Origin of the sequence: Candidatus Centipeda massiliensis, assembly GCF_900290285.1 — a bacterium.
Classification (GTDB): Bacteria; Bacillota; Negativicutes; order Selenomonadales; family Selenomonadaceae; genus Centipeda; species Centipeda massiliensis.
Genome location: NZ_LT985756.1, coordinates 149070 through 174762 on the forward strand (window position 1 = coordinate 149070; position 25693 = coordinate 174762).

At 58.5% G+C, this 25693-nt stretch carries 20 protein-coding genes; 2 read left to right on the forward strand and 18 right to left on the reverse strand.

Annotated elements, in window-relative coordinates; all coding sequences use genetic code 11:
* Positions 1-64 precede the first annotated feature (64 nt).
* Entirely contained in the window at positions 65-2545 is a 2481-nt protein-coding gene (locus tag C8273_RS09245) for a cell division FtsA domain-containing protein (protein ID WP_106627434.1), read from the forward strand.
* 63 nt (positions 2546-2608) lie between these two features.
* Here the strand turns inward: C8273_RS09245 and C8273_RS09250 are convergent, their stop codons facing one another.
* The 15 genes from C8273_RS09250 to C8273_RS09320 form a co-directional block, all read right to left on the reverse strand.
* Positions 2609-3478 (reverse strand): lysophospholipid acyltransferase family protein, encoded by an 870-nt coding sequence (locus C8273_RS09250; RefSeq protein WP_106627435.1) that lies wholly within the window; start codon positions 3476-3478, stop codon positions 2609-2611.
* A 1-nt stretch (position 3479) separates the two neighbouring features.
* The gene (gene lpxD, locus C8273_RS09255; RefSeq protein WP_106627436.1) at positions 3480-4505 is read right to left on the reverse strand and encodes a UDP-3-O-(3-hydroxymyristoyl)glucosamine N-acyltransferase; all 1026 of its coding nucleotides are present in this window, start codon (positions 4503-4505) and stop codon (positions 3480-3482) included.
* Positions 4506-4519: 14 nt separating this feature from the next.
* Positions 4520-4951, reverse strand: a complete 432-nt coding sequence (locus tag C8273_RS09260) for an OmpH family outer membrane protein (RefSeq protein WP_106627437.1) — start codon at positions 4949-4951, stop codon at positions 4520-4522.
* A gap of 36 nt (positions 4952-4987) precedes the next feature.
* A complete protein-coding gene (locus C8273_RS09265) occupies positions 4988-6043 on the reverse strand; it encodes a hypothetical protein (protein WP_106627438.1) in 1056 nt (351 codons plus the stop codon).
* Positions 6044-6122: 79 nt separating this feature from the next.
* The gene (locus tag C8273_RS09270; RefSeq protein ID WP_106627439.1) at positions 6123-6587 is read right to left on the reverse strand and encodes an OmpH family outer membrane protein; all 465 of its coding nucleotides are present in this window, start codon (positions 6585-6587) and stop codon (positions 6123-6125) included.
* A gap of 72 nt (positions 6588-6659) precedes the next feature.
* Positions 6660-7064 carry a hypothetical protein gene (locus C8273_RS09275; protein ID WP_106627440.1) on the reverse strand — a complete coding sequence of 135 codons (405 nt, stop codon included), beginning with the start codon at positions 7062-7064 and terminating at the stop codon, positions 6660-6662.
* Between the two features lie 92 nt (positions 7065-7156).
* Entirely contained in the window at positions 7157-8617 is a 1461-nt protein-coding gene (locus C8273_RS09280; protein WP_106627441.1) for an ArnT family glycosyltransferase, read from the reverse strand.
* Positions 8610-9566, reverse strand: coding sequence for a glycosyltransferase family 2 protein (locus tag C8273_RS09285; protein ID WP_106627672.1), 957 nt, complete (start codon positions 9564-9566; stop codon positions 8610-8612). The genes C8273_RS09280 and C8273_RS09285 overlap by 8 nt, the downstream gene beginning before the upstream one ends.
* Positions 9567-9586: 20 nt before the next feature.
* Positions 9587-10897 (reverse strand): acylphosphatase, encoded by a 1311-nt coding sequence (locus C8273_RS09290; RefSeq protein ID WP_106627442.1) that lies wholly within the window; start codon positions 10895-10897, stop codon positions 9587-9589.
* Complete coding sequence (locus C8273_RS09295) at positions 10897-12843, reverse strand: BamA/OMP85 family outer membrane protein (RefSeq protein WP_106627443.1); 1947 nt, start codon at positions 12841-12843, stop codon at positions 10897-10899. The genes C8273_RS09290 and C8273_RS09295 overlap by 1 nt, the downstream gene beginning before the upstream one ends.
* A gap of 55 nt (positions 12844-12898) precedes the next feature.
* The gene (locus tag C8273_RS09300; protein ID WP_106627444.1) at positions 12899-13432 is read right to left on the reverse strand and encodes a preprotein translocase subunit SecG; all 534 of its coding nucleotides are present in this window, start codon (positions 13430-13432) and stop codon (positions 12899-12901) included.
* An 83-nt stretch (positions 13433-13515) separates the two neighbouring features.
* The gene (locus tag C8273_RS09305; RefSeq protein WP_106627445.1) at positions 13516-14142 is read right to left on the reverse strand and encodes a sigma-70 family RNA polymerase sigma factor; all 627 of its coding nucleotides are present in this window, start codon (positions 14140-14142) and stop codon (positions 13516-13518) included.
* Positions 14143-14155: 13 nt separating this feature from the next.
* Positions 14156-18487 (reverse strand): translocation/assembly module TamB domain-containing protein, encoded by a 4332-nt coding sequence (locus C8273_RS09310; protein WP_106627446.1) that lies wholly within the window; start codon positions 18485-18487, stop codon positions 14156-14158.
* 10 nt (positions 18488-18497) lie between these two features.
* Positions 18498-20015 carry a TolC family protein gene (locus tag C8273_RS09315; protein WP_106627447.1) on the reverse strand — a complete coding sequence of 506 codons (1518 nt, stop codon included), beginning with the start codon at positions 20013-20015 and terminating at the stop codon, positions 18498-18500.
* A gap of 184 nt (positions 20016-20199) precedes the next feature.
* Positions 20200-22242: a flagellar hook-basal body complex protein gene (locus C8273_RS09320; protein WP_106627448.1), complete on the reverse strand. Its 2043-nt coding sequence runs from the start codon at positions 22240-22242 to the stop codon at positions 20200-20202.
* Positions 22243-22772: 530 nt separating this feature from the next.
* Here C8273_RS09320 and C8273_RS09330 point away from each other — a divergent pair.
* Positions 22773-23543: an enoyl-CoA hydratase/isomerase family protein gene (locus C8273_RS09330; protein ID WP_106627450.1), complete on the forward strand. Its 771-nt coding sequence runs from the start codon at positions 22773-22775 to the stop codon at positions 23541-23543.
* A gap of 58 nt (positions 23544-23601) precedes the next feature.
* On the opposite strand, the gene C8273_RS09335 is transcribed toward C8273_RS09330, so the two are convergent.
* From C8273_RS09335 to C8273_RS09345, 3 genes are all read right to left on the reverse strand, one after another.
* Positions 23602-24492 carry an RpnC/YadD family protein gene (locus C8273_RS09335; RefSeq protein WP_106627451.1) on the reverse strand — a complete coding sequence of 297 codons (891 nt, stop codon included), beginning with the start codon at positions 24490-24492 and terminating at the stop codon, positions 23602-23604.
* A 344-nt stretch (positions 24493-24836) separates the two neighbouring features.
* Positions 24837-25310: an IS200/IS605 family transposase gene (tnpA, locus tag C8273_RS09340; protein ID WP_050342360.1), complete on the reverse strand. Its 474-nt coding sequence runs from the start codon at positions 25308-25310 to the stop codon at positions 24837-24839.
* A gap of 192 nt (positions 25311-25502) precedes the next feature.
* Positions 25503-25691, reverse strand: a complete 189-nt coding sequence (locus C8273_RS09345) for a hypothetical protein (RefSeq protein WP_106627452.1) — start codon at positions 25689-25691, stop codon at positions 25503-25505.
* Positions 25692-25693 lie beyond the last annotated feature (2 nt).

The following is a 25693-nucleotide window of genomic DNA, read 5'->3' on the forward strand; positions in this document are numbered from 1 at the left end:
CTTGAAAAGAAACGAAATAATATAATATTATACTTTAGTTGACACAAGATCGAGGGAGATCGAAATGCCGGATCTGGATAAAACGAACGAAGAGATGAATACAGACGCGTCTGCTAAAAGGCGTGGTCGTCCCAAAAAACGCATACAGGAAGAGCCGGAAGATGGCGCGACCAAAAGGCGCGGTCGCCCAAAGAAGGGAGAGGCCGCCGCAGCCCATGCCACGGTGCGGCGTGAGCGCCCCACGGAACTGGTCTTTGCGCTCGACATCGGCACGCGCAGTGTCATCGGCATCGTCGCCGAACAGCGTGACGGGCAACTCCATATCCTTGCCACCGAGCGGCTGGAGCACAAGACGCGCGCCATGCTTGACGGGCAGATTCACGATGTGCCGCAGGTTGCCGCCATCATTCGCGAGGTCAAACGCCACCTCACCGAGCGTACGGGAGCACTGAGCAGTGCCGCCGTGGCTGCCGCAGGACGCGCACTCTACACGATGACTGCCGAGGCGGAGCAGGATATCACGGGCACGATCACACCGGCGCAGCAGCGCGACCTCGACTTTGCGGGCGTACAGGCGGCGCAGAAGAAGCTCGCCCACTCACATACGGTCGATGATCCGACGCGTTACTACTGCGTCGGCTACAGCACGATCCGCTATATGCTCGACGGCAACGAGCTCAAGACGCTCGTCGGACAGCGCGGCAGACACGCACAGGCGACGGTCATCGCCACATTTCTCCCGCGTCAGGTGGTCGACTCCATGCAGTCGGCACTGCGTGAGACACACCTTGAGATGCGTGCGCTCACCCTCGAACCAATCGCGGGGATCAACGTGCTCATTCCGCCGACGATGCGCCACCTGAACCTCGTCCTCGTGGACATCGGCGCGGGCACCTCCGACGTTGCCATTACGCGCGGCGGATCGGTCATTGCCTACGGTATGGTTCCGATGGCGGGCGATGAGATCACGGAGGCAATCTCCCGCGAGTATCTCCTCGACTTCAACATCGCCGAGGACATCAAGCGCAAGGCTGCGGAGGGACAGGATGTCTCGTTCACGGATATTCTCGGCATGAAGCTTTCGCTCACAGCCGATCAGGTCATTGCCGCAATCAAGCCCGGGGTGGAAAATCTTGCAAACGCGATTGCAAAGCAGATCCTTGAGCTGAACGGCGAGCCGCCGCAGGCGGTCATGCTCGTCGGCGGCGGTGCGCTCACGCCCATGATGCCCGAGCTCGTAGCAGCGGCGCTGGGGATTCCCGAGGCGCGCGTCGCCGTACGGCAGCCCGACGAGGTGGACGGCGTTGCAGACCTGCCGGAGGAGCTGCACGCCCCCGATGCCGTCACGCCGCTTGGCATTCTAAAAATTGCCTCGATCAACACCCTGCACTTTCTCGCTGTCTGGATCAACGACATCGAGTACAGCCTCTTCAACTTCCGCGAACTGAACGTCTCCGACGCCCTGCTCGCTGCGGGCATCAGTCTGCGCAAGTACAATGGCCGCCCCGGCATGGGACTCATGATTACCGTGAACGGCGAGCGCCGCAGTTTTCCGGGCACAATGGGCACGCTCGCACAGATCACCATTGACGGCAAGAGCGCGAGCCTCGACTCCCCCATCCGCGACGACTGCCGCATCAATCTCGTCGCCGGTGAAAACGGCACGCAGCCCGAGGTTCGCCTCAGCGACATTATCGGTACAATCGACAGCTATCAAGTCTCTCTCAACGGAGAGGAACGGGTCGTAACGGCGAGCATCCTCGTCAACGACAGCCCCCCTGAGGGCGATCCCATTCTGCGTGACGGTGATGTGATCATCTCGCGGCGTGAGCGCACGCTTGGCGAGGTGCTGCGCGCCGCAAACCTCCCGCCCACGGGACGGCGCATTTCCTACACGCTGAACGGAGAAGCGCGCCGCTTCTCCACTCAGCCGAGGATCACGCTGAACGATGCGCCCGCTCCGCTCTCCACGATGCTCCATGAAGGCGATGTGATCGAGTACGAGGAGACCGCGATCCCAACCGTCGAATCCGTCCTGAATCTCTCCGCTGCCGCCTCATTCGCAACGATTACCTACGAGGGCAGAGAGCACCAGATTCCCGCTGCGGGGTTCACCCTGACGATCAACGGACGTGAGGCGTCCCCCGGTACAGTGGTCGAGGACGGCGCCGTGATCGCCTATCAAAAGGGCACGGGCAGTGCCAACGTCAGCGAAGCCCTGCTCGCCGTCGGCTTCACGCCGCCGCCCGCGACGAGCCGCGTCACCTTCACCATTCTCGTGAACGGCGTCAAGGCGGACTTTACCAGCCCCATCCGCACGGGCGATACCCTCGAAGTCGTATTTGTGCCGCTGGAGTCGTTGAACACAGCTGCCGAAAAATCCGAGGAGAATCGTCCCGCAGCAAGCGCCATTCTTTCCGGTATTGCAGCGCGTGCAGGGCTTGGACAGGACATTGCAAATCCCCTCGACCGATCGGAACGAATGGGGACGGGAAAGCCCGCATCGGGCGCAGTCACACTTGACTCGCTCATGCGTTACGACTGATTCCTTCATCACACAAAGGGGGCTGCGCTCCGAAGTTTTAGCTTCGGAGCGCAGCCCCCTTTTTCATTCCTCCCGCAGCGATTTCCAGCGGTCGTGCAGCCAGAACCACTCCTCTGGATATTTGCGCACCCACGCCTCGATGCGCGTGTTGATCATCTGCGTCACACGCAGGACATCCGCCGCACGATCATCCGTCTTTTCGACCATGATTCCCTTTTCGACGGTGAGAACATGGTGCCCGTCCGCCTCACGGTGAATAAAGACGGGAAAGATCGGTACCGCACAGCGGCGCGCAATCGCCGCTGCTCCCGTGAACGCATTTGTCGGTTGTCCGAAAAAGTCGATGATGACACCGTCGCGCAGACTCGGATCCTGATCACTGATGAGTCCGATGATCCAGCCCGCATCAATCATGCGGAACATCTCGCGCACGCCCGTCTGATAGGTGATGTGCATACCGACAAGCGCGCGGTACTCGTTGATGAAGCGATCCATGCCCGCTGCACTCTGCCGTTTTGCCACGCCGACGATGGGAAGCCCCGCGCACGCAAATGCGCCGCCCATGAGTTCCCAGTTGCCGCTGTGCGAGGTGGCAAAGATCGCCCCCTTGCCCGCAGCGACCGCCGCACGCACCTCGTTCATTGCGCCCGTGATCGTCACATAGTCCGCCATGCAATCCTTCATGACGGGAAAGCGCAGCACCTCCATCAGCATGGGTCCAAAGCGCAGGCTGCTCGCGCGCGCAATGCGCTCCGCCTCCGCCGCAGGGACAGAGAGGCAGCGCATGACCTGCTCCCGTGCCAGCCTCTTGCGCTTGGCGGGGACGAAGATCCACGCGATCTGCGCGAGACCTGCGCCCAGTGCCATGGCGGCGCCATGCGGCAGGAGGCAGATGAGGCGACTGAGGGCTTTCACCGCATAGTAGGAGAACATCTCAGTTCTTCCCTCGCAGTTCCTCAAGTTCCTTTTCGAGGGCCTTTATTTTTTTCACCATTTCGGGCAGACGGCGAATGGCCGCCTGTACGCGCAGCCATTCCGCATGCGGCTGCACGGGGAATCCCGCGCAGAAGACCCCCTCGGGCATATCGCCGATGATGCCGGAGCGTGCGGCGTAGACCGAGTTCGCGCCGATATTGATATGACCGACCGTCCCGACCTGTCCGCCGAAGGTGACGTTATGCCCCACCTTCGTGGAGCCGGAGATGCCCGTCTGCGCGACGATGAGGCAGTTGGCGCCGATATTGCAGTTGTGCCCGATGTGAACGAGATTGTCGATCTTCGTCCCCTTGCCAATGACGGTTGCCCCAAGGGTCGCACGGTCGATGCCGACGTGCGCGCCGATCTCCACATCGTCCTCGATGACGACACCGCCGACCTGCGGCACCTTCGTATGCACGCCCGCCTCGGTGGTAAAGCCGAACCCGTCCGCACCGATGACCGCGCCGCTGTGGATCGTGCAGCGTGCGCCGATACGGCAGTGCTCGCGCACAGTCGCATTCGGGTAAAGAACGGTCTGATCGCCGATCTCGCTGTACTGCCCAACATAGACATGGGGATAGATGGTCACGCCCGCACCGAGCACGGCATGATCGTCAATGTAGGCAAAGGGAAGGACAGTCACGCCCTCTCCGATGCTGACATCCGCGCCGATGTACGCCTCGTCGCTCACGCCAACCGCGTGCTCAATGGGCGGGGTAAAGCTCGTCAACAGCTTGGCAAATGCTGCCTTTGGCTCCTCGACGAAAATGACGGTTCCTGCAAAGCCCTCCGTCCCCTTCGGCAGGAGGAGTGCGCCTGCCTTCGCCGATGTGCGTGCCGCATCGATATGCGGCGGCACGGCAAAGGCGAGATCATCCGTCCCCGCCTCATCGAGCGCAGCAAGACCGCGGATGATGCGTGTCCCATCACCGCTCACGGTACCGCCGATGATCGACGCAATCTCATTGACTGTCTTTTCCATGCTTCATGCCCCTTTTATTGGAGTTTTTGAATCACATCGTCGGTGATGTCCGTCCCGCCCATAATGACGCTGGGATAGGTCTTGGAGGAGTCCATCACAATGTCGAACTTCTTCTCCTTGACAACATCCTGCACAGCAACGTTCAGTTTCTGCTCAAGCTGAACGCTATACATCTGATTGAGTCCCGCCATCTTGCGCTGGGTCTCCATCTGAAGCTGCTGCGCCTCCTCCGTGGTCATCGCAGGATTTGCCTCGAACTTCGCCTGCGCCTCGGACTGCGCCTCCATGAGTTTTGTATTTGCCTCGGCGACCACCGCCTTAATCGCAGGAGCCTCCTCCTGCACGCGCGCGCGGTCAATCGTGCCGATGTGCACCTGACCACAGCCGGCAACAAATACACTTGCGGTAAGAAGGCCGGCCGCGGCCGCCTTGCTGAAATAATTCATCTCTCGATTAGTCCTTTCAATCCTTCATGAAGAGCCTCATCGGCTTACAGCGGGTTCAATGCGCTGCATCTCCCGCACCATCTCCGCCGTTACATCGCGTGCCGTACTGCTTAGGATCGGTGCATAGCGGTGCACGACAAAGGGTTCTGCATGTCCCAGCAGCGTGATCCCGTCAGCCTCCGGTGAGGCAAGTATCAGAACGAACCGATACTGTATGGCAATCTTCGCCGCACGGCTGCGCACATCGCGCAAGATCTCCGCCTCCAGGGCGTTCGCCTCTGCGCGCACGGCGGCAAGCCGAGCGACGCGTGCAGCGACGGCAGAGGCGTCCTCCTGCGCTGCGCGGGCGCGTTCCATCTCCGCGGCACTGCGTTCCTCCACGTCACGCTTCAGCCGCTCCGCCTCTGCCTTCTGCGCATCCACGGTCTCCTGCACACTCTGCGTCCACGCGGCCTGCTTTGGCTCCATCTGCGCGGCAACGCGCGCATGGATTTCCGCCTGCCACTGGCGATAGAGAGCCATCTGGCGCTCGGTACGTTCTTCTTTGAGTTCGTCACGCTCCGCCTCCCAGACGGCACGCTCGCGCGCAAGTTCCTCCGCCGTGACCGCAGGCGTGTGCATGGAACGCTGATTGTCAATCTTGAGGTTGATGTTCAGAATGGCGTTCAGATACTCGTCGTCAATCGCTTTCTTGCGCGCCTCATAGTCCGGCTCCGTCTGCTTGCGGTAGACCTCCGTCAGCCGCTTTTGCTCACGCTCAAGTTCGACACGCGTCGAGATCACCGTCTGCGCATTCTTTTGCCAGACGGAATCCTCGAATGGTGCTTCCTCCGTCTGCGGCGGATCCACCGCAGGCAGTGCGGGCAGATCGCGCAGGAGCAGCGTAAGCGTTCGCTCCTCGGCGCGCAGTGCGCTAAGCCGTGCATAGGAAGGATGCGCCGCAAGCACCTCTGCCATACGGATCGTTCCGATATCGCTTTCCTCCGCCGGCGGCTCGTGCTCGGGTCGGAGGAAAAAGACGGCTAAAAGAATGAGGAGGCACGCTCCGCCCGCAAGGATCTCCCTGCGCCTCGTATGCCATAGTTTTTGCAAGCTGCCCTCCTCATTTTGTCTGTCTACAAAAATGTACCGAGCAGCACTCTGCCCGGTACATATCCGCATCTTTTACAGATTACTTGCTCAGCTGCTTCACGACATCCTGCGTGATATCCTGTCCGCCGTACACAACGGCGCCCTTCTCAATCACGACCGAAAGTCCCTTCTTCTCAGCAACACTCTTGACAGCATCCTGAATGCTCTTTTCGATCGGCTCCATCAGCTCCTCGTTCTTCTGCTGAAGACGCTGCATCGTCTGCTGATAGTAGTCCGACTTCTCCTGATCGTTCATGCTTGCGGACTTCGTCTCAAAATCTGCCTGTGCCTCCTGCGATGCCTTCTGCATCTCGGCGTTCGCCGCCGCAAGCTGCGGGTGCTGGCTGCCAACCTGACGATAGTCGACCACGCCCACGGAGGACGTTGCCGCCGAGGCAATACCCGAACCGCTCTGCGTAAGTGCAAGCGCAACCACCGAACCGACGAAGACGACGGCGATGAGAATGCTGATAATCTTAACCTGCTTCTGCTGCAATTTGATCATGAATAAAATCTCCTTTTCCATCAAAACTGCCAGTGTGCTCCATTATAGCAAAGAGCGGCGTGCAGTTCAATATCATTTTGTTGGGCGATGTGCGACGAGCGGCATCTCCGTAAACGCCAGATCTGCGATCTTGGGGCAGCTGAGCGGATGGTTCAGCCAGTTCTCATGCGCAAAGGTTACCTCGACAATCTTGGGTCCATCCTGGAAGCGATAGGTGGAGCTGTAGACACCGTCCACAATCGTCTTCTGAACGAGAACCGCCTTGCCGTACATTCCCTCCAGTTCACTGAGGCTCAGCTCGGTTGGCAGACTGTCAAAATTCTCCTTTGTGATGACATCCTGCTTGTCATAGTCCCCCTGCAATGCGCCGGGTCCCGGTGCCCGATCCGCCGTCTTTGCGCCACCGCAGCCCGCGATGAGCATCGACGACGCTGCAAACGCTGCTGCCACAAGGGCAATCTTACTGACCTTCCTCATGATAATCCCTCTTTCTTATGAACTCTCCTAATATGACGCTTCTATCATACACCATTCCATGAATTCATTCAAGGAAAACAGAAGAAGATTTTTCACGGCGTCGCCGCCGCACGCCGATAGAGACGCAGCTTCGTCCGTCCCTCCGTTGGGATCTCGCCGAGCTCCTCCCAGTCCGCGCCCGCAAACTCCGTCTCAAAAGCGTCGAATGCGTGGCGCTCCACGACGAGATACACCGTCCTGTCCGCGGGAAGCTCATCCATGGGCAGAAACGGCATGACGTTCTTGCTGTTCCAGCTCATCTCCTTCGGCGCACATGCCGCGATCTCCTCACGCGTCGCGAGCGCATACATCGTATGCCCCGTATAGTAAGGCACCGTCGCCGTGTAGTCGCCATAGCAGACAAGCAGATCGTCCGCACGCATCGTTTCGGAGAGGATCGCCGCCGCACGCTTGCCGCTGAAATGCCCATCACGCTCCGAATAATTCGTCGCAATAAAGACGACGGCGAGATAGAGCCCCATCCCGAGGATCGCCCCCCCCTTCAGCACGCGCGGGTTGTGTGCGAGAAGGCGCGCCGTGAGAATCGCCGTCGGTAAAAAAGCAGGGAAGCTGTACGTCGGATACTTGGTCGCCATCAGCTGAAAGAAGACGGGCACGACGACCGCCCAGACGAGCAGGAAGAGCGCGCGTGTGTCAATGCTGGGGCGAATGCGCCACACACGGTAGAGCGCAAGCGGCAGCGCAAAACTCCACGGGAACATCCCGATGAAGTAAATCCCGATGTAGAAATACCAGACATTCCATTTCGCGTGCTCGGACACCGTCGCGCGCAGGACGTTGTGAATGCCGAGGAACGTATTGATGAAATCCGCCCCATGCACGAGATACATATAGATGTACCACGGTGCGCAGACCGCTGCAAAGACGAGCAGCCCCGTCGGCAGACAGATGCGCCGAAGCGCGGAGAGGTCGCGTGCCGCCAACAGGAAGACGAGGATCACAAGCCCCGGCAGGAGAAAGCCGACCGGTCCCTTCGTGAGAACCCCCAGCCCCGCACAGGCGTATGCGATGTAGAAAAACTTTTGCTGCCGCTCATAGTACCCAAGAAAGAATGCCGCGAGCGTGCCGCCGAAGAAGACGAAGAGGCTCATATCCGTGAGGATGAGCTTTGCGAGGAAGGCGTAGAGTACCCCCGTCCCGAGGATGATCGCCGACCAGAACGCCGTCCGCTCATCGTAGAGCCGCCGCGCAAATCCATAGGTCAGGAGGAGTCCCGCCGCCGCAAAGAGCGCAGGGAAGAACCGCGCAGCGAAGTCCGTCACGCCGAACGCGGAGAACGCCGCGAGCAGCTCCCAGTAAAAGAAGATCGGCTTGTCGTACCAGTAGTTCCCGTAGATCTGCGGAGAGAGCCAGTCCCCCGCTGAGAGCATTTCCTTCGCTGTCTGTGCGTAGTTCACCTCGACGGGCGCCGTCACAGAGAGCGATCCGTTGCCCCAGAAATACAGTATGACAAGGCAGAGTATTGCCGCACCGCTCGTCAGCCGCTCATTCATCACAGCACTCCTTTGACCGCGCTCCTGCGTGCCTGTTGTCGCACGCAATCAGGTAGAGCGGACGATTTTTCACCTCTTGCAGAATACGCGCGATGTACTCGCCGCAGACACCGAGCATCATCATCTGCATGCCGCCGAAGAACAGGCTGCATACGACGATGGTGGACCAACCCGCCACAGTCTCTCCACTGAGCGTTTCAAAGAGGACGTGGAGGAAGATCAGCATGGCAATCAGTGCCGAGAGCACGCCCATGTAGAATGCAGCGCGCAGGGGCTGTACCGAATACGCAAGAATGCCGTCGAGCGCGAAGGAGATCATCTTGTGCAGGGAGAACTTGGACTTCCCGGCAAAGCGCTCGTGCGCCACAAACTCCACCGTCGTCTTCCGAAAGCCCATCGCTCCCACAATGCCGCGGATGAAGCGTGCGTGTTCACGGTAACGGCGCAGGGCGAGCACGGCTTTGCGATCCATCAGACGGAAGTCCGACCCGCCCTCCTGGATCTCCACATCGGTCATCGCATTGAGAAGGCGATAGTAGTATTTCGAGGTCAGCCGCTTAAAGAGCGAGGCTCCCTCCGTCGTGAGGCGCACGGTCTGCACGATCTCATAGCCCGCCTCCCACTGTGCCAGCAGCACGGGCAGGAGTTCCGGCGGGTGCTGCATATCGCCGTCCATCGTGATAACCGCATCGCCATTCGCATGATCCGTACCGCAGGTCAGTGCCAGCTGGTGCCCCGAATTGCGCGCGAGAAAGATCGACTGCACGCGTGCATCCCGCTCCCCCAGTTCGCGCAGAATCGCGCGGCTGCGGTCACGGGAGCCATCGTCGATAAAGAGCAGCTCATAGTCATACGGCAGCTGTTCCATAACCGCCTCGACGGACTGCACAAAATGCTCGATATTGTCCTCCTCGTTGTAGACCGGAACGACAATCGAAACCCGTTTCACCGTGACCATTCCTTCTCTCATCAAAAATGTCCGATCAGACGCAGCCAGCGGTCATTTCTGTCCGCAAGCCCCGCAATGCTCAGGAAATCATGGAGCTTGTACCGCAGCTCCCACTCCCACGCTCCTGTATCCGTCCACTGCTCGTAGCGCAGGAGCCAACGCGGATGTATCTCATAGCAGCCCGCAACGGAAAACCGCGCGTCACTCACATCGTAGCGCAGATCCCCTGTCAAACGGGGAAGGAGTGCGCGTGCATAGCCCATGCGCCACGCGAGCCGCACATCCTCAGGGGCTGCGTCCGTCTCGACATAGAGTTCATCGCGCGCACTCATCATCTGCCCCGCATGCAGCCGCATACGCAGATCGCGCTGTTCACCGATGCGATGCTCCGCCGCGTGCCCGATATCGAGCCAGCCCGTCAGGCGAAGGCGGTAGCGTGTCGTATCCGTGCGGCTCATGACCACCATGCGCTCTGCCGGCAGGATCGTCACGCGTGTCGTGAGATGCAGCCGACGAAAATCGGGGGCATCGTCCACCCCCGCTTGCAGCTGCTGTTCAAACGCAGTGCGGTGGCGTGCAACAAAGGCGACGGGCACGCCGACGAGGCGGTTCACCGCCGTCTCCATCGCAGGGCGCCGCGCGAGCAGCGTGACATTCGGAATCGTGTCGGAACGCATGGAGAGATCGACCGTCCGCACAACGGGCAGACGCGGATAGACGGTCAGATGCACCCGTGCCGCTTCATCGACATCGATATCGTAGTCCGCACGAAACTCCGGCAGATGCTCCTCCATATAGACGGTCAGACTTTTTTTCAGCGCACCCGCAGCCCAGTCCGTTGCAGCGACGGGCAGTCCAACAAGGGCATTGGAAAAGACCGTACCGACATCCGCGAGATCGGCGCGTACGAGTGCCTCAACGTCGGAGGGCATCCCCTCCACTGCCAGCTCCACGGATACGCTTTGAATCGTATCAGCCCACGGTGCAAGGTGGATCTCCACCTCTGTACGACTTGCAGGACGCACCGTCACCCCCGTCACCGTATAGCCGACGAGCAGGCGGTCAAAGACCGCACCGATGATCTGCGCCTCCTCCGACGGAGCGACTGCCGTTATGGGGCGCCCCTCCATCCGCTCCGCCGCAATCGCCGCAACCGTACGCTCCATGCGCGTCCGTACAATGGGTGGGATCGTTTGATCGCCTACGACAATAGCCGCAGTCTCCTCCACGCGGGAGGACTCTGCGGCATAGACGGGAGCATACAGCCCCAAAACTGCGAAAAAGAGAAGCACGAACACGCAGGCGCACACAGCGAGATGCGCCGCGCGCATCAGAACGTGCCGCCGACGCGGAAGTGGACGCGCCCGCCCTGCGAGCCACGGCCGTAGTCGAGGCGCAGCGGTCCGATCGGCGTGTTGAGACCAAGACCGACACCGACGCTCGCGTGCAGATCCTCCGGCATAAAGCCACTGTTCCACGCTCCGCCGTAATCGGCGAAGAGCGCACCCGTCACCTTGGACACGATTGGGAAGCGGTACTCCGCAGAGACGAGTGCCATGCGCGTCCCACGGAACTGATCCTCGCGGTAGCCGCGGATCGTATCCTGACCGCCCACACGGAACTGACTGTACTCCGAAATCGATCCCTTGCTGATGCCATACTGCCCGCGCAGGACGAATACCTGTGAACGCCCCGCCTTGAGATAGTGGGCATCGCCCGCAATGTATTTCTGATAGTTAAAGTCGCCGCCAAGCCCCGCGAACTCCGCCGAGAGGGAGGCACGTGCCCCCGTGGTCGGCTCGTAAACGTTGTCGCGCGTATCCGTCACGTGCTCAAGCGTAAGGCTGCGCGTCGTACCGAAATTATTCTTGATCCACGTCGTGTTCCCGCTGCGGTCGCCCGCATTGCCTGTCTCCGTGTGCTTGACATATTTATCCTGACGACTGCGCAGCGTGACAAAGTTCGTCGAATACTCACTCATGGGGCGGCTCAGGGTGAACTCACCGCCGGAGTATTTGCGCATGAACGACTCCTTGTGGTTGCCGTTCTCATCGTAATCATCGTATTCATACGTACGGTTGTAAACGCGCAGCGTGCCCGCCGTCTCCTTCTTGTCGAGCCACGGACGGCGGTACATGAACGTATAGCCGCGTGCATCCGTATCATCACCGCTCATTTCATAGCTGAGGCTGATCGTATCGCCTATGCCGCAGAAGTTCGTATCGCTGACACTCACCATACCGACCATGCCGTCCGAGCTGGAGTAGCCCGCGCCGATGCCGAACGAACCCGTGCGCTTCTCCTTGACATCGAGTTCCATGATAACGGCATTCGGCTCCACGCCGGGGTTCATCTTGACATTGACATCCTCGAAGAAGCCGAGGTTGTAAACGCGCTGCATACTGCGGCGTGCCTGATTCGCATTAAACGGCTCACCAGGTTTCTGGCGCATCTCACGCAGGATGACGCGCTCCTTCGTCTTCTTATTGCCCTTGACCTTATAGCCCTCAAGTGTGCCCTCACTGATTTTGATCGTGAGCGTACCGTCCTGTGCAATGTTGAGGTCCGTGATCTTTGCGAGGATATAGCCGTCCGCACGGTACTTCTCCTGAATCGCCTGCACATTCTCCTGCAGAACGCGGGAGTTGAGCAGCTCGCCGTTCTTCACCGTGACGAGCGACATCAGCGCCTCCGTCGGCTCGACCGTATTGCCCTCGATCTTCACTTCCTTCAGCTCCGGGTTTTCAAGCACGTTGTAGGTCAGAACAACGCCCTCGGGCACCTGCTCGAACGTCGGATAGAGATCGTAGAAATAGCCCGTTGCATAGATCGCATCGCGATCCTTCACCAGCCCCTCCTCCGACACGGCATCGCCCACGTGCATTGCGAGTGCCGCGCGTGCCGTCGGCTCGGTCGCCTTCGTCGCACCGCTGAAATTGATCTCCACAATCGTCTTGCCAACCTGCGCCGCAAGGTAATTGGAGATCTCCGTCTCAGCGGGACGCTTCGCTGCCCACGCGGCGGCACGCTCATCCGAGGTTGCGGGAACCTCCGTTGATGTCAGTGCCGGCGCATTTACAACCGGCGCATCTGCCAGACTTTGCGTGGCAGATACTGCGGCGTCACTCAGCACGGGAGCGCCCGTCACCGCATTGGCAGATGTCGTTTCTGCGGCAGTGTTCTTCTCTGCGGCATAACCGTGCGGCAGGGCGAGGGTAGACACCCCCACGCCCAGGACAACGGCGCGTATGAGACTCTGATATTTCTTGCTGTTCAAAGGCGAAACCTCCTAGATATGCACGAACCTCCGCCACAGAGGACGGATGTGCTTCCTATTCCCGTAAAATCTTGCCGCCGACCTGCATGAGACGCTGCATATCAGCACTGGGGAGCGGCGGGGGGGCAGCCGCCTCCGTCGCTTGCTCCGCATTCTGCGGCGAAGCGGGCGCAGCAGCGGTCATCGTCTCGTGCGCTGCCCGTGTAGGCTGTCCCTGCGGAGATGCGCCCTCTGACGGCAGCGTCTCCTCATATTCGATTCGTTCCGCTTCCGCAGGGAGAGGCGCTGCCATGCGCTGCTCCGTCTCCTGCGCCATGGACGAACCCGACGAAACATCCTCCGCAGGCGGAGAACCTCGGAGGAGCCAGAAAGCTCCTGCCGCCACGGCGAGCAGCGGCAGAAGGCGCCCCGCCCATCGCCTCAGGCGTACGCGGCGGTCGGTCGCAGCGCGCGCGAGCTCCGCGCGTGCAAGCATGAGCTTCAGATCTCCCGCGAGATCGTCCTCGCCTGCAAGCGCGTGTTCCGCACCCGCGAGCCATTCGCGCGCCGCACGAATGGATTTTGCGCGCTCCCTGCGGTCGACATCCATCGCCGTACCTCCTCTCAAGGGATTATACTACAGTCCACCAGATAGATTCAAGAACCCAAAATTAAAATGAGGTCTTATAAAAATTACCAATGCTGCATAAAGCGCGCGAGCATACCGCGAATGCGCCGGATGCCGTTCTGCTGCAGCCGATAGATATGCGCCGGTGTCACGCCAAGCGTTTCCGCCATCGTCTGTGCACGCGCACCGCCGATTGTCACGCCCTCAAGCACAAGCCGCTCTCGTGCGGGCAGACGCTCCATTGCAGCCCCCAACACATGAACCAGCGCGTGATGCTCCGCAATCTCCGCCACGGAAGGACACCCATCGACAAGGAGCTCCTTCCCTGTCTCGTGCATCTCCGTATCCGCCTCAAGACAGGGGAGATCAACGCGTCCCTCACGCCGCAGAAAATCCAGAATGCGCCCACGTACACGGTGCACGGCATAAAGGCTGAATGCTGCGCCGCGCGCGGGATCGTAGTGCTCCACTGCCTCGATCAGACCGATGGTCCCCTCCTGCACCGCATCCATCACGGCAGACAGCGACCGATACGGCATCACCTCACGGAAGACGAGCGGCTGATACCGCTCGATGATCTCCTGTCGCGCAGCCTCATCGCCGTGCTCCTTGTAGGCACGCCAGAGTTCCCGCTCCTCTGTGGGCGTGAGCTTCTGCACGGCAGAGAGTTTTTTTACATAGTCCGAGAACACGGGCACACCTCCTTCAGAACCTGATTCGTGCCTCCACGCTGAACAGCTGATCCGCGCCTTCGCGGTCATACGAGATGCCGAACTTGTCGCTGAAGTCATACTGCACACCGAAACGATGCTTGTCCGATGCTGCGCCCAGCCCCTGCACATAGCGCACCATGACGCGGTCACCGAAGTACTTGCCCACCTCAACGTTGTATTCGTTCTCATTTTTTTTGATAGCCTCATCGTTTTTCGTTTCAAAGAGCGCCCCACTGCCGCTTGAGAGCCGCAGCACATCGAGATGCAGGAAATTCTTCACGGAGTCCTCGACCTCGGAGAGAATGCTCATCTGCAGCCCAATCGAGAGAATGTCTGCCGCCGTGATGCCTCCTTCTCCGTTTCGATAGGCATTGCGCAGCGTGAGCATGCGGATGATTTCCTCCTCCGACATCTCAGGACTGGATCCCAGACGGAAATCCATGTGATCGAGCGGTCCATGCGCCGAGAGGAAGACGCGCGTATTTGTGAGACGTGCCTCCGCATAGAACGCAATCTCCGGCAGGAACGACTCCGGCTGGTTGAACGTCGCCGTCCCCTCACGGATCTTGAACACCGTTCGGAGATAGCTGACCGAGTCCCCGCGCCGCACACCGATGAAGCCCGATGTGTGCGGATGGTGCGTCGTGCCGCCAAAATGCACATGACCGGACGGATGGATGTCATAGAGGTTGGGGCTGAAAAAATGTACGTGGCGATCCACATTCAGATCGACGTCCAGAATGATGTGCGGCAGCTCATCATTCGTGTCGGGAATCGACGGGATGGAGATAAGCGCACGATCCAAGTCGATGTTCCCTACAATTTTGGGCAGCTTCTCCCCCCAGTATTCGCCCTCCGTTAGATGCAGCGAGCCGTTCAAAGGCCCCTCAAAGAAGGACGCTTTAATGGCAAGCGCATTCATCACGAGCGTAACGTCATACTTCGTCAGCTCGGTGCCGCTCAGCTCCATGCGCCCCGTCATCGTGTATGTACCATCGCCCATGCGCCCCGTACACGTACGCAGGACAATGGCATCACCGAGGGCATCAACCTGGAGCTGCATATCCGTGATAGGATTCTCAAGATATTTGATCTTCAGTGCGCCGTCCGCCACGCGCACCATCCCGTCCAGACGCGGTGCAGCGAGCGTTCCATGCAGCTTCAATGTGCCCTCCGTATGCCCGAGTGCCCACTCCACATGCTTGGAAAAGACCGGCAAAAGGGAGAGATCGGCATTGTCGAGCACAACCGTCAAATCAAGCTGTTCATACGCAGACAGCTTCTCATCACGCGCGGCGGTAAGTGCACGCAGGGGTAGTGTCCCGTGCGCACTTGCCATGTAGCGGACACCGTCGATGTACTTCGTCACGACAAGCTGCTGCAGATCAATGATCGAATTGCGCAGCCGCGCCTCCCCGAGCAGCTCATCGAACGAATTGCCGCGCATACCGCCATCCTTCGCCATGAGGTGCACATCCGCCTCTGGATTCTGCGTGTAGCCGCCGATATGCGCCGTCAGTGTCGCCGTACCCGCCACAGGCTCTTCCACCCCGGCAAACTTTGTAAAGAGCCCAAGCGAGATATCCGACGCTGCAATATCCACCTTTGTCATACCGTCGAAATCTACCGTTCCGACCACAGAGAATCCACCCGTCCCCTGCGCACCCGCAATCTGCCGTATGGTCAGCACACGATCCGCAAGCGCGGCATCGAGCTTCACATTGTTCACCGGATAGGTAGCAAGGGTACCGTCTGCAAGCGTCCCCGTCAGAGCGATGGACGGATTGTCCGGCGTGCCGCCGAGGTGAACCTCACTCGTGATCATCCCCGTAATCCTCTGCTCCCGCTGATTTGCGAGTGCCAGCAGCGCCGTCACATCCATTTTTTCAATATCGAGCGTACCGCCGAGTGCCCGCGTCTCCATATCGTAGCGCAGACGCGCCGTCACAGAGCCGTCCGTCCCCTGGCGGAAGCCCGTATCCTCCAGATCGACGATCCCGTTTTCATAGTGCGCGAAACTGCGAATCTCCCGCAGCTCCACACCGTTCATCGTGATCGTATCCGCCTTCAGCTGTCCGCGGAAGATCGGACGGGAGATCGTGCCCCCCACCTTGCCGTTAAAGACGCCGTGCCCGGAAACCTCGTAGGGCAGCTTGTGCTCAAAGCGCTTCATATCGAGATCGCGCACCTCGGCATCGAAATTGAGAAGCCCCTGTGCACTGATCGTGCCATTCAGAACCATATCCACCATCGGTGAATAGATGTGGAACACCTGCACGCGGATGATCCCGTCATCGAGGAAGTAGTCGCCGTCCATACCCGAAAGCACCGCCCCCGCGTAGCTGCCGCGATAAAAGTGGACATAGCCCACGGCGTGCGGATTGTCGAGCGTCCCTGTGAACTTGATGATATTGTCGATATTGCCCGTGATCGGCTGATCGGGGGCGACGAGCGCCGCCACATCCTCCATGCGTGCCCCCATCGTATCGATCTGCAGATCAATACGGCGTTCGCCCGTAAAGCCAATCGTGCCGTTTACGAGCCAGACCTCGCGTCCGCCGCGCTCCATCGAGAAGTCATAGATCCCGACCCCGGAGAGCGAGCCGTCCGCGCGAAAGAGAAGGCTGTCAAACGGCTGATACATGAGGTCGCCGTTCGTTGCCGAAACCCGTATATCCACATGAGGATCATGGATGTCGCCATGCACTTCACCGCTGAAATCCGACAGCCCCGAAAAGCTCAGACGATCATCCAGCGCATTCAGCAGCGAGAGATCCACATGACCGCCATAGACACGCAGGTCGAGTGCAGAACCGTCCGTGATCGTCCCCTCAACGCCGAGATCGGTATCATTCGCAAGGTTCAGACTGAGAAAATCAATCGTCAGATCCTTTCCATGCAGCAGAAAGGACGCGCTTGCCCGTTCCACAGGAATCGCACGGTAACTGCCGTCCAAGACCTCCGCGCTGCCGTAGACCGAAAGCGTGGAGGCATCTGTGCCCTGACCGCCGACGCCGAGATCGGCGTGCAGTCTGCCGCTTACATCCTCCGGCACGGGAATCCCTGCCGCACGCAGCTCCGCAAGCGCAATACCATCTGCCGTCAGATGCGCCGTATAGGATTTGTTTCCTGCAGCAAAAACACCCGCACCCGAGACCGTACCGCCGAAGACCTGTGCCGTCAAATTCTGAAACGAGAGCGCGCCGTCAGCATAGGTGACATCCGCCGCCGCATTTGCCACGGAAATACCATTGACCGTCCCGCCCTCCGTACGCAGCTTCCCTTCCGCCATGGGGACAGCGAGCGTCCCCGTAACGTGCATATCCGCCGTTGCCGTCCCCACATAGGGACTTCCCGCGAAAAGCTGATCAACGGCAACGTCATTTGCCCGCAGCATGAGATCGAGATAGGGTTCATCCGTATCAAGACGAATCGTCCCATCAACACGCGCTGTCTGCCCCGCTGCCGCGACGGTCGCCGCGAGAAAAAGCTCACGCTCGCTGAACGTGAGCGCCGCACTCCGCAGCTCGGTCTCCGTGCCGTAGATCTCTGCCGCAGCACGCGCACCATCCACGCGCCCATCCAAGGTGAGCACGCCGTCCACGCGGCGCAGATGCAGCCCGATGTGATCTGCACGCACATCGTGAATATGAACATCCTCGGACAATGTCCCCGCAGGGAGGAAGTCCAACAGCGGGGTCACATCCGCATCATACGAGTTCAACCGAAGATCGTGTGTCCCTCCGACATAGTCGCCGCGCACACGCAGGGAAACGCCGGCGAGCGCACCCGCCAGATCGTAGGAAACATCGCTGCGGTCAATCTCCACCGTTCCCGCAATGCCGGTCAGCGCGTACGTACGTCCGCCTGCGGCAACATCCGCCGTCGCATCCTCCATGCGGATGCGTCCCTCAAACGTACTCGGCTCGCCATCCTGTGCGCCGAGATCGCTGTAGTTCCACGTACCGTCGTCACGCTGCACAATCGCTGCATGCGCCCCCGTAAGCAGGATCTCATCAATCGAGGTTTCGGGCGATGAAAGCAGAGAAAGCAGACGAAGCGTCACCCGTGCCTCATCGGCACGGAGGACAGGCTCCGCCTGCTTATCGTAAATAATGACATCATCCAATTTCAGCTCGTGCAGAGAATGGATCCCCACCGCGCCGACGTGCACGGTTGTCCCCAGCTTCTCTGTCATGAAGCTCTCTGCCAGCTGCCCCGCCTCCGCCATAAAAGACGTGGCACGCACAACGTGAATGAGAACTGCTGCGCAGATGAGGACGGCGGCAAGTACCAGAGTCCCGACATACGCCTTCCGTCTCATAGAAAACCTCTTATTTCATCGCCGCTTCGTAGGCAGTATTCGCCGCCCGGACGCGCTCCGCCGAAGCCTGTGCAGCCTCCGGCGGGGACTGGACAGGCGCGGGGCGCACGGCAGCCTCCTTCGGTGTCTCAAACAGTGCCCCCTCATGCAGCTGTGCCTCTGCACGTACGGCGGGGGCTCGCTTGCCCTCCGCCTCTGCCGCACGATAGCGCATAGCATCGAGATCGACCGGCACGCCCATCGCATTGTCAAGACTTGCCTTGCCCATATTGTAGCTGTAGAGTGCCGTTGCGTAGTTCATGCGCGCCGTCGTGAGATTATCCGAGGCACGCATGACCTCAAGGTTCGTTCCAACACCCGCATTGTAGCGCACACGCGCGATGTTATAGTCCTCTTCCGCTTGCTTGACCGCCGTCTCCGCCGTCTTGATATTCTGCTCTGCCGCACGCAGGTTCAGATACGCCGTGTGCACATCGAGACGGATCTTCTCGTCCGCTGCCGCAAGCGCTTCCTCTGCCTTGCGCAGCGTTGCCTTTGCCGCATCCACCTGTGCCGCCGTCACACCGTTATCGAAGATATTCCACGAGGCGCTGAGTCCCGCCGCCCATGTATCGCTCGACCTATGATCGTCCTTGAACGGGCGCTCGCCCGCAATCGAGCGCGTCGCCGCCGCATTCACCGTTGGCCGATAGCCTGCCTTTGCCGCACGTACGCCCGCCTCCGCCTGTTTCACCGCATAGAGTGCCGCCGCGCCGTCCGCGCGATAGAGAAGCCCGTAGTCCGTGCAGTCGTCCAGCGAGAGTTCATACCCCGCATAGCGCAGCTCATCGTTGATCGTCAGCGTTGTATCCGTTGGCACGCCGATCACATTGTTCAGCGTCGCCACCGCAACCTCATAATTATTCTTCGCCGTCGTGAGGTTCTGCTTCGCATTCGCCAGCTCCACCTCCGAGGCAAGCACATCGGCGCGTGCCACCGTCCCTGCACGGAACTGCGCGTTCACATCCGCGAGATGCGTTTGCAGCGTCGCCACCGTATCCTCGCGCACCTTCACCAGATTGCGCGCCTGCAGGATGCTAAAATAATCCGTCGTCGCCGTCAGTCGAATTGACTGCTTCGTCTGCTCAAGCGCAAAATCAGCAGCGTTCAGGGCATAGCGTGCAGCGCTCCGCTTCGCATGCAGTGCCGCGTTGTAGACGGGAATGGAAATCGTCCCCGTATTGCCGTAGTTATGTTTTACCCCCGAACCCTCATAAGCTTTGCCGCCGACACGATTTGCCGAAGTCGACCACGAAAGTACCGGACCCATCGAGCGGCTTGCCTGTGCGAGCGCAGCGTCTGCCGCATCTACATCCGTCAGTGCCTGTTTAATCGTACGGTTGTTTTCGAGTGCCATCTGTATGCTGCGCGTAAGATCCATCTGCATGGTCTCCGCCGATACCGTCCCCGAGAAAAGGCCGACGGCGGCGGTCAGCGCGAGAGCCCGCAGCAATCGTTTGGCGAAACGTTCCCTATTTTTCAAATCCATTTCCTCCTCGCCCGTAACGGATGCACCCGAACGACGGGCAGCTCCAGAGATCGTCAACACATAGAACTCGTATTGACAGGTTCTATCATTGTATCAGTTCCATACATTTTTTTCAAATGAATTTATCGTTAGGTACATAAAAAAGAGTCGCCCGAGGGCGACCCTTTCAAGTATATGTGTTTCCTTACCGCTTCATATTGATCAGTGTCTCAAGCATTTCGTCCGAGACGGTAATGATCTTGGAGTTGGACTGGAAGCCGCGCTGCGTGATAATCATATCGGAGAACTGATCGGCGATGTCCACGTTCGACATCTCAAGCGCGGAGGTCGTCAGCTCCGTGCCGATGTCCGCCGCGCCGCTGACCGTGCGCGTACCGGAGTTGTTCGACTCCTGATAGAGATTGCCGCCCATCTTCGTCAGACCCGAGGGGTTGTTGAACTGCGCCATAGCGATCTGCGCCTCGACGCGACGCACATTGTTCGTGTACGTCCCCGTGATCACGCCTGAGCTGTCGATGGAAACGCTTGAGAGCGTGCCCGCCGCATTGCCGTCCGAGGTCGCCGAGATCGTGGATGTTCCCGCATACTGCGTGACCGCCGCGAGATTCATGCTGACCTGCTGCGCCGCCGCACCGTTTCCGTACGTGAGGTTCAGTGCAGCCGAACCGCTGAGATAGGCACCCGTCGTGTCGAAGTTCAGATCACTCTTCGTAAGCGTCACATTCGTCGTCGTGCCGTCCTTCTCGGTGATGCTATACGTATCGCCGCCCGTGCCGAGCGACATCGTCCACTTGTTGTTGCTGGACTTCGTAAATACCACAGGGACGGAGTGCGCTGCACCAAGCGAGTCATAGACCGTCACGAGGGTCGTCACCGACGGATAGAACGTATCGTTGCGGTTGTACTCCTTGCCAATGAGTCCGCCGATGGACGTGCCCGTCTTCGTGTTCAGTGAAATCGTAGAGACCTTCTTGCCGCCGTACTCGTAGGTGGACTCACGGGTAATCGCCGTAATCGTTCCCTCACCGGGAGCGCCGCCCGTGTGTGCATACGTCGCCGCAGCACTCGTAATCGCTGGTGTTGGAGCAGAGAGTATCGCACTGTTGCCGTCTGCCGTCGTCACCGTCGCGCCCGCCTGCGGCGTGAGGCTCGTGATCTTGAGCTGACCCGTATAGGTATCGCCGACCTTATAGGTGAAGCTCGTCGGCTTCGGCACGGTCACCGTGACCACCGTGCCTGGGCTGATCGTATTGTTTGCATCCAGCGTCAGCTTGACATCAGAGGGCGGCGAGCTGACAATGCCGGTGATCTTTCCGCTGATGTTGTACGCATCCCCGTACGCATAGGTGCCGGAGTCAAACGCCGTTGCACCCGTACGTGTGATCGGCACAGTGACGCCCGTGATCGCCTTCGGACTGGCAGAGTTGGCGGGGTCGAGGCTGAGTACTGCATCCACCTTGCCCGTCGTGGTCGCAGTGACATTGGAAATGGTAGAGGTATAGAGCGTACCCGTTGCAGCGGAGCCGACCGTCTGAGCCGGAGCAGACGAATCCAGATAGATCTTCCTGCCCGTGCTCATCGTGAGGACAAGCTTTCCTGTTTCCGTCGGCGTATAGCTGTTCGTCGTACCGGACGTACCGTCTGCATACTTCACGAGGATGTTCGCGACATCGTAGCCCGGCGTGGTCGCATTGAGGTTCTTCGTATAGGATGCCGAGATCGTGGACGAGGCCTCCATCGACTTGCCCGCCGGGATCTGGATCTTCGTCGTGTTCTCGCCCGAGGGTGTCACCTCACCGCCGCTCGCCATATACCCCTGCACGTAGAGACCCGTACTCGGGATCGTGAGGTTGCCCTGCGCATCAAACTCGAACGCACCGTTGCGCGTATAGTATTTCTGATCGCCCTTCGATACGACGAAGAGCCCGTTGCCGCGCGAGATGGCGACATCGGTGTTTTTTCCTGTCTGCTGTACCGAACCGTTGGTATAGATGAGGTCGGTGCTCGCGACACTCATGCCGAGACCGATCTGCTTCGGGTTCACGCCGCCGAGTGTGCCGTTCGGGGCAGCTGCACCCGAGAGGTTCTGCGAGATCATATCAGCGAACGTGACGCGGCTCGCCTTGAAGCCCGTCGTGTTGACGTTTGCGATGTTGTTGCCGACGACATCCATTCGGGTCTGGTGACCTTTCAGTCCCGAAACACCCGAGAACATTGCACGCATCATTTTTACATCTCTCCCCTAGATTTCTATAAATTGCAGTATGATGACAATGTATTCCTTCGCGCATGCTCAGACCGCCATCGGTCATGAAACGCACAAAGGCGTTCGTCGCGCATTCTGTCCCCCCACGGCTCAGTCCACGAGTCTGTGTGTGACGAGAATTTCGTGCGAACGGTCAATCGCCTCTTCGAACGATTTCCGAAAAAACATTTGCGGGTAGAGACTCTCCCTGTCCCCTGCCGACGCGTGCGCTTCCCTGCTCGGCGCCCCCTTGTACAGCAGGATGTAACTCCATATTTTCACCCTTCGCCTTATGATAGTTTGCTCAAGACATTTTACAATCACTATATCGTCATCTTTTTATATTTACTTAAATTTTTTGTAGAGATGTTTTGCGGATCCGCATTTCGTGTGCGTTTTCCCAGCGTGTATCGGTCAATTATGCTTGCATTGCAGGGGTAAATACGTTACCATAATGATGGATGTAATATTTGGAAAAGTATCATTTTATAGAGTGCAAAGGAGGATCTCCCATGTCCGAACACATCAAATTATCCGTTCAGGCCGGCATCGCGACGCTCACGATCGACCGCCCCGCCTCGAACAATCCGCTGAATGCGCAGATGTTCCGCGACCTGATCGCCGCAGTGGAGCATTGCGATGCGGACGACACCGTAAAGCTCCTCATCATCACGGGCGCGGGCAAGAATTTCTCCGCCGGCGGCGACATCAAGGAGATGGCGACGTTCGACTTCATCAGCTACGATCTCTCCATGCTGACGGGTCAGGCATCGCTCGCCCTGCGCCGCTGCTCCAAGCCCGTCATTGCGATGGTGAACGGTGCAGCGGCAGGCGGTGGCTGCGGTATCGCGCTCGGCGCGGACTTCCGCATCATGACGGAGGAGAGTTATCTGCTCACGGCGTTCTCGAACGTCGCACTCCCCGGCGACACGGGCTGCATCTACCATCTGAAGCAGATTGTCGGGCTCGCGAAGACAATCGAACTCATGGCACTGAGCCCGCGCATCTACGGCAAGGAGGCGCTGCAGCTCGGCCTTGCGACACGCCTCGCCCCCGATGGGAAGCTCGCGGAGGAGACGAACGCATTCGCCGCAAAGCTGCTGCGCCGCCCGCTCGGCACAATCGCCATGCAGAAACGGCTCTACTACGAGGTATTCTACCATGACTACATGGCATACAGCCGCCTTGAGGCGGAGAACCTCGCAAAGGCGGGTGCATCCGCTGACCACCGTGAGGCGGTGACGGCATTTTTGGAGGGCAGGAAGCCGCAGTTTAATCAATAAGTTTCCATCAAAAAAAGCAGATGCACGGGATGAATGTGCATCTGCTCTTTTTTCGTGGCTACAACAGGCTGTGTACTCTGCCGAGTTCGCGGATCTTGTCCAATGAGAGGTTGGAGATCTTTGCGATAGTCTCAAGCGGCATCTTCTCGCGCAGCATCCCGAGGATCATCTCGATCTTTCCCTCGGCACGGCCTTCGCTGCGACCTTCAAGACGACCATCTTCGCGTCCTTCCTCATATTTCGCAGCCTCGAACTGCTCCTGATTCCACTCAAAGTTCACCATATCAACTACCTCCCTCTCGTGCTCCTCTAAAAATTTCTTCATGATATCCCGCTCTTTGCAGTACCGCATCGCGGTGCGAATCGCATCCGCGCGCTCCATCCCTGCCACAATGTTTTTCTTGATGCAGTCCACGAAGAAGCTGTAGTCATGCAGTGCGCGGCTCTTTAGGAGCAATTTCTTCTGTTCACTGTAGACGACGTTGTGCACCATTACAACGAGTTCCAGATAAACCTTGTCGTCCTCCTCTCTGCAGTAGGCGTCCGAGAAACGCATCTGCATTTCCTCCTGCAGTTCCTTTGTGCCCGTGTAGAATACATGGAACTCCGGCACGGGAAGCGGAATCTGCCGGTTCATATAGAGCTGTGCTGCGTCGATGTCCTTGCGCAGCTGCTCGCAGATGTAGTACAGACAGCGCAGCGGCATATTCGCGTTCGGTGTGCTCTGATGTTCGATGAAGACGAGGTGATGCCCCGCAAGTAGGAATGAGATGTCGTTTTTCACCTGTGAGAGGAATGTGCCCTCAAGTGTCACGATCTTGAGCGGGTCATCTATCGTATACGTCCGCCCATGCAACGCGCCCGCAAGCTCGCGGAGTCGCCCCGCGTCGTTGAAGTACATGCGAAACACAGTGTCCTGATACTGCCGCGCCTTCTCTCCCTTGTTCATACCCGCTCCCTCCAAAGATTTTCTCTATTATAGCATAAAATGTACGCCCTTAGAATATTCTAGAGCTTGAAATCGTATGTATTAAGGACGCACTGATAAATTCAGCGCTACCATCTTGACGCATCTTTTTTGCCCGCACTTCGGCGAAAAATCTACGCCAATCTGGCAGACTTCATTTTATCAGTGATTCCTTAAAACCTGTGTCATTTGGCACGGGGGGGATTCTGCTATTAAGCAATAAATATCCACCCGCATAGCGGGTGGTTTTTCATTTTCGGGCATAGCCCTTATGTAATTGGCGGCGTACAAGTACGCCTTTTATTGGCCTGCCAGCCATGCACAGATTACTTGCCACCCATAAATGGGTCTCTTGGGTCAAACAAGCTCAGTTGATCCTGCTCCCGATCCTTCTTCAGCTGGTCAGCTATGTACTCCTTAATCGCCTTGGTGTTCTTTCCTACGGTATCGACATAATACCCTTTGCACCAAAATTCTCGATTGCGGTATGCAAACTTCATGTTCCCATACTTCTGGAATATCATTAAGCTACTCTTGCCCTTTAGGTATCCCATAAAGCTCGATATGCTGATCTTCGGCGGGATACTTAACAGCAGGTGGATATGATCCGGACAGATCTCCCCTTCAATGATCTCTACACCCTTCCACGCGCACAGCTTTCTTAGGATCTCCCGGATTTCCAGCCGTTTCCCTTCGTAGAATACTTTTCGCCGATACTTCGGTGCAAACACAACGTGATACTTACAATTCCACTTTGTGTGTGCTAAACTATGCGTATCGGCATTTTGTTGTTTCGACATAATGCTGTTTCCTCCCTAGTGTCTTCACTATTTTTAAGCTGGCAGGCTTACGCATAGTTTAGCACACTGGGGATTTTCTGTTCACCGCTTAAGCTCTTTCCAACCACGCGACTATCGCGTGGTTTTCTTTATACAAGAAACGGCAATCACAGGTACAACCTGCGATTGCCGTTTCTTACTGCCATGACATATTCAGTTTTCGTCTCGTGAAACATCTTCCCGTTGTCCAGTCGACACATCGTTGGAATCTCTAGCATCACCGTGTATGAACTGAAACGTCTCTATTCCCTTACCGATATCTGCCATACCCTGCTTCCTTAGGCGTTTTATGTAAGGGTTCTTGCGAGCCTGCATCGTCGAAAAATCATATTCATCTCTCATAA

Coding starts and splice junctions, on each gene's coding strand:
- C8273_RS09315 (WP_106627447.1), bottom strand. CDS start 20,015: ATGGATTTGAAAAATAGGGAACGTTTCGCCAAACGATTGCTGCGGGCT.
- C8273_RS09345 (WP_106627452.1), bottom strand. CDS start 25,691: ATGAGAGATGAATATGATTTTTCGACGATGCAGGCTCGCAAGAACCCT.
- tnpA (WP_050342360.1), bottom strand. CDS start 25,310: ATGTCGAAACAACAAAATGCCGATACGCATAGTTTAGCACACACAAAG.
- C8273_RS09245 (WP_106627434.1), top strand. CDS start 65: ATGCCGGATCTGGATAAAACGAACGAAGAGATGAATACAGACGCGTCT.
- lpxD (WP_106627436.1), bottom strand. CDS start 4,505: ATGGAAAAGACAGTCAATGAGATTGCGTCGATCATCGGCGGTACCGTG.
- C8273_RS09320 (WP_106627448.1), bottom strand. CDS start 22,242: ATGATGCGTGCAATGTTCTCGGGTGTTTCGGGACTGAAAGGTCACCAG.
- C8273_RS09250 (WP_106627435.1), bottom strand. CDS start 3,478: ATGTTCTCCTACTATGCGGTGAAAGCCCTCAGTCGCCTCATCTGCCTC.
- C8273_RS09335 (WP_106627451.1), bottom strand. CDS start 24,492: ATGAACAAGGGAGAGAAGGCGCGGCAGTATCAGGACACTGTGTTTCGC.
- C8273_RS09280 (WP_106627441.1), bottom strand. CDS start 8,617: ATGAATGAGCGGCTGACGAGCGGTGCGGCAATACTCTGCCTTGTCATA.
- C8273_RS09300 (WP_106627444.1), bottom strand. CDS start 13,432: ATGGATGTCGACCGCAGGGAGCGCGCAAAATCCATTCGTGCGGCGCGC.
- C8273_RS09330 (WP_106627450.1), top strand. CDS start 22,773: ATGTCCGAACACATCAAATTATCCGTTCAGGCCGGCATCGCGACGCTC.
- C8273_RS09310 (WP_106627446.1), bottom strand. CDS start 18,487: ATGAGACGGAAGGCGTATGTCGGGACTCTGGTACTTGCCGCCGTCCTC.
- C8273_RS09290 (WP_106627442.1), bottom strand. CDS start 10,897: ATGCGCGCGGCGCATCTCGCTGTGTGCGCCTGCGTGTTCGTGCTTCTC.
- C8273_RS09260 (WP_106627437.1), bottom strand. CDS start 4,951: ATGAATTATTTCAGCAAGGCGGCCGCGGCCGGCCTTCTTACCGCAAGT.
- C8273_RS09270 (WP_106627439.1), bottom strand. CDS start 6,587: ATGATCAAATTGCAGCAGAAGCAGGTTAAGATTATCAGCATTCTCATC.
- C8273_RS09275 (WP_106627440.1), bottom strand. CDS start 7,064: ATGAGGAAGGTCAGTAAGATTGCCCTTGTGGCAGCAGCGTTTGCAGCG.